The sequence below is a fragment of the Chroococcidiopsis cubana SAG 39.79 genome, assembly GCF_003991895.1.
Taxonomy (GTDB): Bacteria; Cyanobacteriota; Cyanobacteriia; order Cyanobacteriales; family Chroococcidiopsidaceae; genus Chroococcidiopsis; species Chroococcidiopsis thermalis.
This window is the reverse complement of record NZ_RSCK01000082.1, coordinates 1-12,623: the sequence shown is the minus strand read 5'-3', so window position 1 is coordinate 12,623 and position 12,623 is coordinate 1. Positions and strand designations below refer to the sequence as shown.

Here is a 12,623-nt window from a genome sequence, read left to right as displayed (position 1 = left end):
TTACCGATCGCAAATGACGCATGACGAATGACCAACCACCAACTACCAACAACTAACAACTTTCATTAAAGAGAGGCTATAACCGAGTAATCTAACAGGCGCGCATACGTTAAGGATAAATCATTGACAGAAGAAAGGGCTTTTTGGTTGGCATGGGCGCAGGTTTCTGGCGTTGGTCCAGTGTTGTTACAGCGCTTACAGCAGCATTTTGGGACGCTGACAGCAGCTTGGCAAGCGAGTTCGGCGGCTTTACAAGCGGTGGAGGGGATGGGAACGCAGACACTCGAACAAGTTAATGCTGCGCGATCGCAACTACATCCAGCAGAATTCCTCGTCAGCCACGCAGCACAAAACCCTCACTTCTGGACACCCGCAGACAGCCATGAGTATCCCCGCCTGCTGTTAGAAATTGCTAGTCCGCCACCCGTGCTGTACTATCGCGGTATCGTGGATGAGGGAGAAAATCAAGGTGGTAAAGCGCTAATTGGAATTGTTGGCACGCGCAGTCCTTCTGAATATGGCAAGCGTTGGACGCGAAAAATTAGTATGGCACTTGCTCGTAATGGGTTCACCGTCGTGTCTGGGTTGGCAGAAGGCATTGATACGGAAGCACATCAAGGTTGTCTGGATGCAGGCGGAAGAACGATCGCGGTTTTGGGAACGGGAGTTGATATCGTCTATCCACCTCGAAATCGAAAGCTTTACGAGCAAATTATTGAGCAAGGTTTAGTAGTCAACGAATTTCCCAGTAAAACTCCCCCAGATCGCGCCCATTTTCCCCGTCGTAACCGGATTATTGCAGGTTTGTGCCGTGCAGTGTTGGTGATGGAAGCTCCTACTCGATCGGGTGCTTTGATTACGGCACGGTTTACGAATGATTTCGCGCGGGATGTTTACGTCTTACCCGGTAGTTTAGATAATCCGCGATCGCATGGTTGTTTGGGTTTGCTCAATAAGGGTGCTACCGTCATTTTAAGTGAAGGTCATTTGCTGGAATTGCTGGGAAGTCTGCCCCAAATCGATCCAGCGCCTGCTGCTTTCGAGCAATTAAGTTTACCTAATTTAGAACCAGAACTTCAGCAAGTGCTGACGACAATTGCTTCTGAGTTAATGTCCTTTGATGCGATCGTCCAGCAAACGGGCTATGCCACGGGCATAGTTGCTAGTGCTTTGTTACAGTTGGAATTGCTAGGGTTAGTATCTCAGTTACCAGGAATGCGGTATCAACGTTGCTAAGATAACATGCTTTAAATTAGCAATCGGTTTTTCCCCTGCCAGTTACCAACTACATTTACTCCTATTTATCTGCTGCGATCGCTGCTGGCTATTCAACGATCGCGAGTTTCTGATAACTGATAACTGTTGAGCTAGGAACCACTACAGGAAGTTGGTGTTGCACCAAAATTATTTGGGGTGTTGCTGGCATTGGCAGTCAGGATAATCTCGCCTTTAGAGCTAAATTGCCAGGTATTAGCTTCTACTAAGGGAGTAGGTGTAGTATTGACTGCTTCTGGAATAGTTGTTTCTGCCTCACTAGTTTTAGGCGTTGGTAAACTAGCCCAATCGGTGAGGAGAGCATCAGAGCTGAGTTTATCCCCAGGCGCGGGAGGTAAGCCGCCGCCGCCAGTGACGACAAAGCGGTTTTCGGCTCCAGATGGACACCCTGCTGCTACTAAGGTAGAAGCATCGACCAATCCCGTTGGCAATTCCACAAGATCGCGACTGGGATCGATGTAGTCGGCATTAAAGCTGACAGTGCCACTAAAAGAAGGATCGGTGAGAGAAATTGCTGCTACATCATTACTGAGTGAGTTGTTCAGGGCGTTGAGAAAGTCTTGTGCTGTGGGTGTATCAGTTCCCAATAAGGACTGAAGTTCTTGACGGCTGCGTGGTATCAGTCCAAAAATGCTTTGGGCGTTAATCTCGATTCTACCTCCGCTACCGCGAAAAGCATTGGCTGTAATATCGTTATTGCCATTAAAATTAGCGATGACTAGGGAAGAGTCAATTTTAATGTTGCCGCCATTACCACGTTGTCCTCTATTTCCTGCTGAGGTGGAAATTCTGCTGCCATTGCGTAATTTCAAGCTGTTGCTTGCTTGCAATCGAATATCTCCACCATCACCTGATGCAGTCGCGGCATCAATTGTCCCTTCATCTAGAGAGATCGACCTAGCGCCAATCTCAATATCCCCCGCCCTGCCTACTGCACCAGTGCCTACACTAGTGAAAACTCCACTGGGCAATCCGTTGCTGTCTCTGCCACGAGCATTAAAGTCACCGCGAAGAGCGATCCTCACTTGCCCGCCGTTGCCTCGTCCACCAGGAAGCGTAGCTCTGGCTCCACGACCACTAACTGTGGCTTGAATTTGAGCGCCATCAGTTAGGGATAGCGATTGGGCATTAATATCGACCGTACCGCCATTACCTACACCTCTATTTCCCACATTGCTGAAAATGTTGCTATCTGCCAGAGAAATTGAGTCGTCTACCTGCATGGATATATCTCCAGCATCTCCCTGTCCAAAAGTACTAGTGCTTAGTGAAGCGCTATTGATTAATGAGAGCGATCGCGCTTTGATGTCAATCGTACCACCATTGCCTTCTGCTCGCGATCCCACTCTGCTGAAGATGAAGCTATTGTTAAGCTGGGCAGTGTTATCGATTTGCAAAGATATGCTCCCTGCGTTTCCTGCTCCAGAAGTGCTGGCATTGATCCCCGCACCATCATCTAATGATAGTGTTCTAGCTTTGAGATCGATACTCCCACCATTGCCCACTGCACCAGCCCCTACAGTGGTATACACTCCACTGAAATTGTCACTGCTGTTCCTACCACTGGCACTGAAGGCATCGCGCACGTCGATAACAATCCTACCACTGTTACCGCGTCCACCAATAAGTCCATTGTCGGCAGTGCCATCTACAGCAGCCACAATCTGGGACCCACCAGTTAAAGATAGCGTTCCTGCTTTGATGTCAATCGTACCACCATTGCCTTCTGCTCCCGATGCCACGCTGCTGAGGATGTTGCTGTTAGAGAGCGATATGGCATCGTTGATTTGCAAGAAGATGTTTCCCGCATTTCCTTTACCAGCAGTACTAGCATTGATCCTCGCATCATCAGATAAAGATAGGGTTCCGGCTTTAATCTCAATATCTCCTCCCTGACCCTCCGCTTTAGTGCCTACTGTGGTGTTTCCTGGATTAGTGCCGTCTACTGTGTTAAGAACACTACTGCTACCACTGATACTAAAAGCACCGCGCACGTCAATAATTATCTTGCCAGCATTGCCGCGCCCGCCGAAAGGAATGTTGCTATTAGCACTTTCCAAAGAAGCAAGAATTTCAGAGTCACCAGTCAAGGACAGCGTCTCAGCTTTGATGTCAATTGTGCCACCATTGCCCTCCCCTCCAAATACCACACTGCTAAAGATATTACTGCGGCTAGCTAAAGAAAGCGCGCCATCAATTCGCAGTAGGATTTTGCCCGCATCTCCCTGTCCGAATGTACTAGTGTCAATTGTTGCCGCCTCCTTCAAGAATAGCTCTTTAGCTTTAATCTCAATATTTCCTCCCTTGCCTTCTGCGCCAGCGTCTATATAGTTAAAGATTCCATTACTAGTAAAGATTCCATTACTGAAAACTCCATCTGGAACTCTACCAGCACCATCAATAGCTACAGTACCTTGAGCATTAATGTCTATATTTCCTGCCACAGCATCAGTTGCACCCAAACCTGCTCCAATTCCGGCTACAATGACGCTACCTGTAAGATTTAGATTACCGGAGTTGACAGCAATACTACCACCGCCTCCAGCTCTAACATCAACTAAGGCTGTATTGGTCAGCGATATATCTTCTAGGGCTAGATCTGTAGGAAAACTGAAGCGAAAACCAGTGTTGTCTGTACTTATTCCTACAACTCCTGAAGCTGCGACTGCACCTAATTCAATCCGTCCGCCTCTAGCGGTTAATTTCCCACCTTCTAAGCTGACATTACCACCGACTAATCCCAGAGTTCTTCCAGGCTACACCTGTAAACCCTGTATAGTAGAGCGGTTAATAATCGCCCCTGCACCAGTACCAAATTGCAAACCCAAGGGAACGCTGACGGTGAGTAGCGGCGCACCTGTACCTGGTGTAGCACTAAACTGCGTCCCATCGGCAAAATTGATACTACTAGCTGTCGTACCAATGAATGACCCACCGATACTTAACCTGGCATTCTGACCGAAAACTATGCCGTTGGGATTGAGCAGGAATAAATTAGCCGTACCTCCAGCTGCTAGGGTTCCATCGATATTGGAAATTGAGCCACCCGTGACTCTGGTAATAATATTTTGAATATTTGCCCCATTATCAAAAAAGGCTGTGCGCCCATTTTGAACCGAAAAGGAGTCGAAACTGTGAAATAAGTTTCCTTCCCGCGTCGCTCCACCAGAAATTGTATCTACGTTGCCCGAATTGGTAACAGTAGAATTCTCCGAACCTAATGTATTATCTGGTACAACTTGAGCTAGCGTATTACTTCCAAAAGCGTTAGCGAAGCTGAACGAAGTTATCGCACCTCCTACCGCCTCAGCAAACAATCCCAACTGCCAGCTCCAGCATTTGAAATAAAATTTCATATTGTTTTTATAGTTCTATTTGCTTTTAGTAGCTATTTAGTGATAAAAGATAAAACCTCGATCGCTATAAATAGCAGTCAAAATTAATGCCTCAATTACTATAATCTACAATTAAAAAATAAACTACAAAACTTTGAAGAAAAGTCTAATTTCCCTAGCCCCTATCCATGTCACAATCTTCTCTAGAAGTACCCGCAGCAGTCTCCTTTGAGCAAGCGATCGCCTTAACTGAATCTTTGCTATCGCAAATAGAAGCAGGATCGCTCTCTGAAGCAGACATAGCTACTGCTATATCGGCATTAGTCAAGACAGAAAACGGTGCGAGGGGGTTTTTTGTAACTTACCTCACCTCAGCATCATCCGCAGCAGATTCTCCTTCCGCCGCCGTTGTCGAGGCACTGCGATCGAGTCCAGAAATTGTATCAGAGCTGTTAGTGAAAAATTTGGCTATGTCAACGGCACAAGCCATCTTTCACCGTCGCCAGCAAAAAGAAGACATGGCAAAAGGCTCGGAACAAGTCAGTCGCCGCACAAAAAAGCTCATACAGCTCGTCGATTTGCCTCAAGTACGCGATCGCGCCCAACAGCTCATGCAGTCAGCCAAAACTGGAGAAGGCAACTACAAAGGCTTTTTAGAACGCTGGAATTATGATATCGAGCAAAAACAAGCGATTTGTCAAGCTTTAGAGCAAATAAATTAATTTTTCTTCACGCACCACGCATCACTCATCACTCACCACTTTTGATTGTGCCAGTTAAAAGACCGGAATCGAGTCCGATCGTTTTGTAGAAAATATTAGGCACACTAAGGCAAGAGTGAAAATTGCTTTCTGTGCTGCCCAGACGAGATGGCAATTACGTGTGTGGTGATGAGGAAAGAGTTATGTTTCAAAGAATATTATTAGCTTTATCGATCACTTTATCCCTCTATTTATTTTGGGGAATCCGCTTACAACCAAATACTTCTAGGGTAGAGCGTCAGACTTATTTTGCCGAGATCACAAGTTTTGCATATCTTAACAAAAACTTAGTAAAAGGCAATTGAGCGTGACGATCAAACGATATTGTTTTAAATAAGAGCGATCGTTCTCTACTCGTTTCCCTAATATTTGGCTTGAGTTGTAGGGTGGGCATTGCCCACCCTACTTATTTTAAGCTCTAGCTATCAATTATCCCTTCAGCAACGATTCCCCGCCATCAATCCACATTTCCGTACCTGTAATGTGACTAGAAGCATCTGAAGCTAAGAATAAAACTAGCTGTGCAACTTGTTCCGATGTTCCTGGCTTACCATCTGTTAAAGGAACTTTGCCTTCGGGAAACTCTACAGGTTCCTTAATTTCTTCTAAATTGCGTCGTTCGGTATTCTCATCAATACTAGTCTCGATCGCCCCAGGACAAATCACATTTACCCGAACTCTGTGTTCTGCCAACTCTAAAGCAACCATTTTAGTAAAAGCAACTTGAGCCGCTTTCGTACAAGAATATGCGGTTGCACCTGTATTACTAAACACCCGTGTCCCATTAATTGAGGAAGTAATAATGATGGACGATCCTGGTTGTTTTTTCAAATAAGGTACGGCGTACTTAACTGTTAAAAAAGTTCCTGTCAGATTGATGTTTATTGTCTTATTCCACTCTTCGGGCGTTAATTCCTCCAAAGATGCCCAAACACCATTAATTCCCGCATTTGCAAAAACAATATCTAACCGTCCCCACTCATCAGCAGCTTTTTGATTCGCTTGTTGCATCTGTTCGGGTTTGGAAATATCACCAATTACAGATATTGCCGTACCCCCACTCGATTCAATTTCAGCTAGAGTTTTCTGTAATTCATCTTCAGAACGTCCCAACAGTGCAACTTTTGCCCCTTCCTTTGCCATCAACTTAGCGGCTGCTTTGCCAATTCCAGAACCCGCGCCCGTCACTAATGCGACTTTTCCTGCCAATTGCATAAATATATCTCCCTATGCTCTGACAGCTGTTTATCACGCGGTCGAGAGATCGATCATACTGCTGAGGTGGTAATAGGTAGTTGGCAATGGCAAAGTCAAAAATCGAAAGTTAAAATTCAAAACTTCTCTCTTATCTAACTCACCAACTACCAACTACCAACTACCAATTACCCAGCTTGATATCCTTCAACTGTAAAACCCGCAGCTACGATTGACTGCTTAATTGTCTCTTCTGATGCCGCAGATTCTACCGTTACCGTCTTAGCATCGACATCAACATCGACTTTAGCATCGGGTTCCATCGTATGGATAGTTTCGGTAATTGTTTGTGCACAATCATCACACTTAATATCGGGTACTTTTAGTTTGAGTGCCATAGCAAAAGTGAAAATTCGTCATTTTTTGTCTTCAGGCTTCAATCTTATCGACTCAAGGCGCGATCGCTCATGACTCTTCAGCTAGATTTGTGAATTGTCGGGAGTGAGGTGTAGAGACGTTACATGTAACGTCTCTACACCTCACTGATAACTGATAACTGACAACTGATGACAGGTAGCTGTAACTAGAGCTGAAATGCAAAAATATATTGAGCGGGAGTCGTAAGTCGGGAGTCGGGAGTCGTGAGTTGAGAAAAGTCAACTACCAACTACCAACTACCAACTACCAACTACCGCGTTCCCAATCACCCCCAGCGCCATGCAGTATCTTAGTGGTAACGAAATTCGGCAAAAGTTTTTAGAATTCTATTCCCAGCGAGGACATCAGATCCTCGCTAGTGCATCCCTCGTGCCAGAAGATCCTACCGTGTTACTGACGATCGCGGGGATGTTACCATTTAAACCAATTTTTCTGGGACAGCGATCGCCTGAGTTTAAACGCGCTACGTCATCTCAAAAGTGTATCCGCACCAATGATATTGAAAATGTCGGACGCACGGCAAGGCATCACACTTTTTTTGAGATGCTAGGAAATTTCAGCTTTGGTGACTATTTTAAAGAACAAGCGATCGCTTGGGGATGGGAAATATCGACAACAGTTTTTGGCTTACCTCCAGAACGCTTAGTTGCTAGCGTCTTTGAGTCAGATGACGAAGCTTATGCTATCTGGCGGGATAAAATTGGCGTTCCTGAAGCTCGAATCAAGCGCATGGGAGAAGATGATAACTTCTGGTATTCTGGTCCTACAGGTCCATGCGGTCCTTGCTCGGAAATATACTACGATTTTCACCCAGAACGCGGTGACGCAAATATCGATTTAGAAGATGACACGCGGTTTATCGAGTTTTACAACTTGGTATTCATGCAATACAACCGCGATGCAGAAGGTAATCTCACACCCCTGGCTAAGAAAAATATCGATACGGGAATGGGTTTGGAACGGATGGCGCAGATCCTCCAGCAAGTTCCGAATAACTACGAAACCGATTTAATCTTCCCAATTATCAAAACAGCGGCGGAAATTGCAGGGATTGATTACAACAAGTGTGACGAGAAAACCAAAGTCTCTTTAAAAGTGATTGGCGATCATATTCGTTCTGTAATGCATATGATTGCGGATGAAATTCGCGCTTCAAATACAGGACGGGGTTACGTATTGCGGCGGTTAATTCGGCGTGTCGTCCGACATGGAAGATTAATTGGGGTTTATCGTAGAGACGTTACATGTAACGTCTTTACACCTGAAGTAGTAGAAACCGCGATCGCCTTATCTGAATCTGCTTATCCTAACGTGCGCGTGCGAGAAGCACAAATCAAAGCTGAGTTGCAACGGGAAGAATCTCAATTTCTCAAGACTTTAGAACGCGGCGAGAAACTGCTGGATGAGATTATCCAAACAGCGAAACAGCAGAAGCAAACTCAAATTAGTGGCGAGAGTGCTTTTACTCTCTACGATACCTACGGTTTTCCTTTGGAATTAACCCAAGAAGTTGCTGAAGAATATAACCTCACTGTTGATGTAGATAGCTTTGAGGTGGAAATGGAAAAACAGCGCGAACGGGCAAAAGAAGCACACGAAACCATCGATCTCACCGTACAAGGTTCGTTAGATAAACTTGCCGAGCATATCCACGCTACAGAATTTGTGGGATACACTCAACCAGTGGCTACGGCTGAAATTAAAGTGCTGCTGATGGCTGGACAATGCGTTGAGGAAGCCGAAGCAGGACAAGACGTACAAATTGTCCTTGACAAAACACCATTTTATGCTGAATCGGGCGGGCAAATAGGCGATCGCGGTTATCTTTCTGGCGATGCGATTTTAGTACGCATTGAAGACGTGAAGAAAGAATCCGATTTCTTCGTTCATTTTGGCAGAATTGAACGCGGGACTTTACGTGTAGGAGATAAGGTAACAGCCCAAATCGATCGTGCTTGTCGTCGTCGCGCCCAAGCTAATCATAGCGCCACGCATTTACTACAGGCTGCTTTGAAAAAGATTGTTGATGATTCAATTTCGCAAGCAGGTTCTTTGGTAGATTTTACAAAATTGCGATTTGATTTTAACTGTCCTCGTCCGGTGACACCAGAAGAGTTACAACAAATTGAAGAGACAATTAATACTTGGATTGCGGAAGCACATACAGCCGAAATTTCCATTTTGCCACTAGCAGAAGCTAAAGCTAGAGGCGCAGTTGCTATGTTTGGCGAAAAATATGGCGAGGAAGTGCGCGTATTAGATTTCCCTGGCGTATCGATGGAATTGTGTGGAGGTACTCACGTCAGCAATACAGCCGAGATTGGCGTATTTAAGATTATTTCTGAGGCTGGTGTAGCTTCGGGGGTAAGAAGAATTGAAGCGGTGGCTGGTGCTGCCGTGTTAGATTATCTGAATGTAAGGGATAAAGTTGTTAAAGATTTAAGCGATCGCTTTAAGGTAAAACCGGAAGAATTACCGGATCGGATTACAACTTTACAAACTGAACTCAAAACCACTCAAAAGCAACTCGACACCCTCAAAGCACAACTTGCTTTAGCAAAATCTGAATCGCTTCTAACACAAGCTGAATCGGTGGGAGAATTCAAATATGTCGTTGCCCAAATGGAAGCTGTCGATCCTGAATCTTTAAAAACGGCTGCTGAAAGATTGTTGCAAAAATTAGGCAATGGTGCTGTTGTTTTAGGTTCCGTTCCTGAAGAGGGAAAGGTAAGTTTGGTTGCAGCTTTTAGTTCAGAAGTGAATAAAAAAGGCTTGCAAGCTGGCAAATTTATCGGTACGATCGCTAAAATTTGCGGCGGTGGCGGCGGTGGTAGACCGAATTTAGCCCAAGCTGGCGGACGAGATGCAAGTAAGCTACCAGAAGCCTTAGAAACTGCTCAAAAAGAGCTGCGATCGGCTTTAAGCTAGGTTAAAGGGTGAGCTTTTGCTCATCCTTCTGTGGGGGATCTTACCTTAACCGAAAAGTATACAGCCGCAATCTGAGATCAATTCTCCTTGGAGCCAGTCCACTCGTAAAACTCAATTGTTTCTGGAGCGCAACTGTGGCAACTACCGCATTTTTTGCCTACCGTTTTGCGTATCCTTTCCTTGCGAACGAGGCGATCGAGCATCCCCCGCAACACATCGACATCAATGTGGAGATCTTGTTCTAGTTGAGACAAGGATGCATGATGATGCTGGCGCAAATAGCTCTGTAATTCTTGTAAGACCATTATTATCTCCTCATGGCTGGTTCCACTGCGCGTTGGGCGACAGTGACGGTTCGTAGTTGCTGGCGACGAGAACTAAAGCGTTTCAGCACGACTAACGTAGCAACCATAAACACTAGTAGTCCGATTAGCCAAGCGATCGCTGTCATCGGATGTTGTTGCAGAGTCATCAACTGGTAGTAGAACACGGCAACCCAATACGCTATTCCTGTCGTCCAACAGCTAGAGAAAATCGTCCATCCTAAGTTAGTTTCTCGATATACCGCAGCTGTAGCGGACACACAAGGGAAGTAAAGTAGAACGAACAGGAGAAAGGCGATCGCCGCTGTGGTGCTACCGAATCGCTGTGCCATTTGTCCGTAAGTGCTGTAGTGTACTTCTTGCGCTGCTGCTGCTGCTTTGCGATCGCCACTGGTATCGATAACGCTTATACCCACGGGATCGAGTAATTGATTCGAGAGGTCTGCTAGGTTTTTGGGAATGCTGGCAAACGCTTCACCAATCCCACCCCAAAAACTATATTCTGCCTCTGGCTCCTCCTGACCTGTTTCTTGCTGTGCTAAGTCAGTATAAAGAGCGTCCAGCGTCCCCACCATTACCTCTTTAGCAAATACACCTGTAAAAATACCCACTGTAGCAACCCAGTTTTCTTGTTGCAACCCCATTGGGGTAAATACAGGCGTAACCGTGCGGCTGAAGGCACTGAGAATCGAGTCCTGGCTATCTTGCTTGCCGAAAGAACCGTCTACGCCAACAGAGTTGAGCAAACCCAGAATCACCACCATCGCCACGATCGCTTTCCCTGCACGTTTAATAAAAGCCTTGAGCCGATCCCATGCCCGCAACAGTACTCCGCGTAGAGTTGGGACGTGATATGGTGGCAGTTCCATCACAAAGGGAGCCGCTTGCCCCTTGAGTATCGTATTTTTCAAAACTATTCCGGTAAATACAGCTGCCAAAATTCCCAGAATGTAGAGTAAAAACACGATGTTTTGCCCGTTGGTAGGGAAAAAGGCAGCGGTAAACAGCGCATATACAGGTAGCCTAGCCCCGCAGGACATAAAGGGGTTCATCATAACCGTCATCAGGCGATCGCGTCGATTCTCCAGCGTCCGAGTTGCCATAATCCCTGGAATATTGCAGCCAAACCCCACCATCATCGGCACAAACGATTTACCAGGCAGTCCTACAAATCGCATCAGTCGATCCATGACAAAAGCTGCTCGTGCCATATAGCCAGAGTCTTCCAACAAGGACAGGCAAATAAACAATAACCCAATCTGAGGAATGAACGTCGCCGTGGTTTGGATGCCACCACCCACCCCATCTGCTAGCAGCCCAATCGACCAGCCAGGTGCGTGAATTTGCTCTAGGAAATGGGCGACTCCATCGACAAATACAGTACCAAATGCCAGATCGAAAAAGTCAACGAACGCACCGCCGACGTTGATAGATATTAGGAACATCGCGTACATTACCACCAGAAAAATCGGGATGCCTAACCAGCGATTCAGCACTACGCGATCGATCTTGTCAGACTGCGTTTGCTGTACCTGGCGCGTGCGCTGTGTCACTCCTCCGATCAATTGATGAATCCAGTTATAGCGACTGTCAGCAATTAATAAATCGATGTCATCGCCCAGCGTTTGGTGAATCCGCCGACGATGTTCGACGATCGCTTGCAGCAATGCTTCACTGCTGACCTCTGGTGCTACTCGGTCTTCATATTGCAGTAAATTTAAAGCTACCCAACGCGGTTTCACCTGGCGATCGCGAATATTATCTTCTATCAGTGGAATCAATTCAGTTAACGCCGCTTCAATGACTGCCGGATAAGCGACATAAGTTTTGGGAAGCGATCGCTGCACCAAGGCATTGTTGATACTGTCACGCAGTTGTGGCACTCCCCTACCAGTATTGGCACAGATAGGAATAACTGGACAACCCAAGCGTTCCGATAGCAGCGAAGGATTGATGCGAATTTCTCGTTTCTCTGCTAAATCCATCATGTTCAGCGCCACGACGAGCGGCACTCCCATCTCAAGCACTTGTGTTGTCAGGTAAAGGTTGCGCTCTAAATTAGCGGCATCGACAATGTTTATGAATAAATCTGCCTCGTTACAGAGGAGATAGTCTCGCGCTACAAGTTCGTCGAGTCCCGTTGCTGCATCTTCTGCATCCAGCGAGTAGACTCCTGGTAAGTCTACGACAGTAACTTCTAATTGCTGATATCGATAACTACCTTCTTTGCGCTCCACCGTGACCCCAGCCCAATTTCCCACTCGTTGATTGGCTCCAGTCAAGGCATTGAACAACGTGAGTTCGATGAGAAAAACTAGCCAAAAAGAAAACTGAGACCTATGCTCAAAATACACACACAATAGTCTCAG

At 46.0% G+C, this 12,623-nt stretch carries 9 protein-coding genes; 3 read left to right on the top strand and 6 right to left on the bottom strand.

Going from position 1 to position 12,623, the window contains the following annotated elements; translation table 11 throughout:
• Positions 1 to 123: 123 nt before the first annotated feature.
• Positions 124 to 1,236 (top strand): DNA-processing protein DprA, encoded by a 1,113-nt coding sequence (dprA, locus tag DSM107010_RS29235; RefSeq protein ID WP_106167017.1) that lies wholly within the window; start codon positions 124 to 126, stop codon positions 1,234 to 1,236.
• Between the two features lie 131 nt (positions 1,237 to 1,367).
• Here dprA and DSM107010_RS29230 read toward each other — a convergent pair whose 3' ends face one another.
• Together DSM107010_RS29230 and DSM107010_RS29225 are read right to left on the bottom strand one after the other, a co-directional pair.
• Positions 1,368 to 3,737 carry a beta strand repeat-containing protein gene (locus tag DSM107010_RS29230; protein WP_127024552.1) on the bottom strand — a complete coding sequence of 790 codons (2,370 nt, stop codon included), beginning with the start codon at positions 3,735 to 3,737 and terminating at the stop codon, positions 1,368 to 1,370.
• 294 nt (positions 3,738 to 4,031) lie between these two features.
• Positions 4,032 to 4,631: a filamentous hemagglutinin N-terminal domain-containing protein gene (locus DSM107010_RS29225; RefSeq protein WP_106167015.1), complete on the bottom strand. Its 600-nt coding sequence runs from the start codon at positions 4,629 to 4,631 to the stop codon at positions 4,032 to 4,034.
• Positions 4,632 to 4,798: 167 nt separating this feature from the next.
• Between DSM107010_RS29225 and DSM107010_RS29220 the strand changes: the two genes are divergently transcribed.
• Positions 4,799 to 5,332 (top strand): hypothetical protein, encoded by a 534-nt coding sequence (locus DSM107010_RS29220; protein WP_106167014.1) that lies wholly within the window; start codon positions 4,799 to 4,801, stop codon positions 5,330 to 5,332.
• Between the two features lie 468 nt (positions 5,333 to 5,800).
• Here the strand turns inward: DSM107010_RS29220 and DSM107010_RS29215 are convergent, their stop codons facing one another.
• Together DSM107010_RS29215 and DSM107010_RS29210 are read right to left on the bottom strand one after the other, a co-directional pair.
• Entirely contained in the window at positions 5,801 to 6,586 is a 786-nt protein-coding gene (locus DSM107010_RS29215) for an SDR family oxidoreductase (protein ID WP_015152141.1), read from the bottom strand.
• Between the two features lie 167 nt (positions 6,587 to 6,753).
• On the bottom strand, positions 6,754 to 6,963 hold the full coding sequence (locus DSM107010_RS29210) for a heavy-metal-associated domain-containing protein (protein ID WP_015152142.1): 210 nt from the start codon (positions 6,961 to 6,963) through the stop codon (positions 6,754 to 6,756).
• Between the two features lie 319 nt (positions 6,964 to 7,282).
• On the opposite strand from DSM107010_RS29210, the gene alaS reads away from it, so the two are divergent.
• Positions 7,283 to 9,931, top strand: coding sequence for an alanine--tRNA ligase (alaS, locus tag DSM107010_RS29205; RefSeq protein ID WP_106167013.1), 2,649 nt, complete (start codon positions 7,283 to 7,285; stop codon positions 9,929 to 9,931).
• Between the two features lie 77 nt (positions 9,932 to 10,008).
• On the opposite strand, the gene DSM107010_RS29200 is transcribed toward alaS, so the two are convergent.
• On the bottom strand, positions 10,009 to 10,236 hold the full coding sequence (locus tag DSM107010_RS29200) for a FeoC-like transcriptional regulator (protein WP_015152144.1): 228 nt from the start codon (positions 10,234 to 10,236) through the stop codon (positions 10,009 to 10,011).
• Between the two features lie 2 nt (positions 10,237 to 10,238).
• Positions 10,239 to 12,608 (bottom strand): Fe(2+) transporter permease subunit FeoB, encoded by a 2,370-nt coding sequence (gene feoB / locus DSM107010_RS29195; protein ID WP_322505653.1) that lies wholly within the window; start codon positions 12,606 to 12,608, stop codon positions 10,239 to 10,241.
• Positions 12,609 to 12,623: the final 15 nt, after the last annotated feature.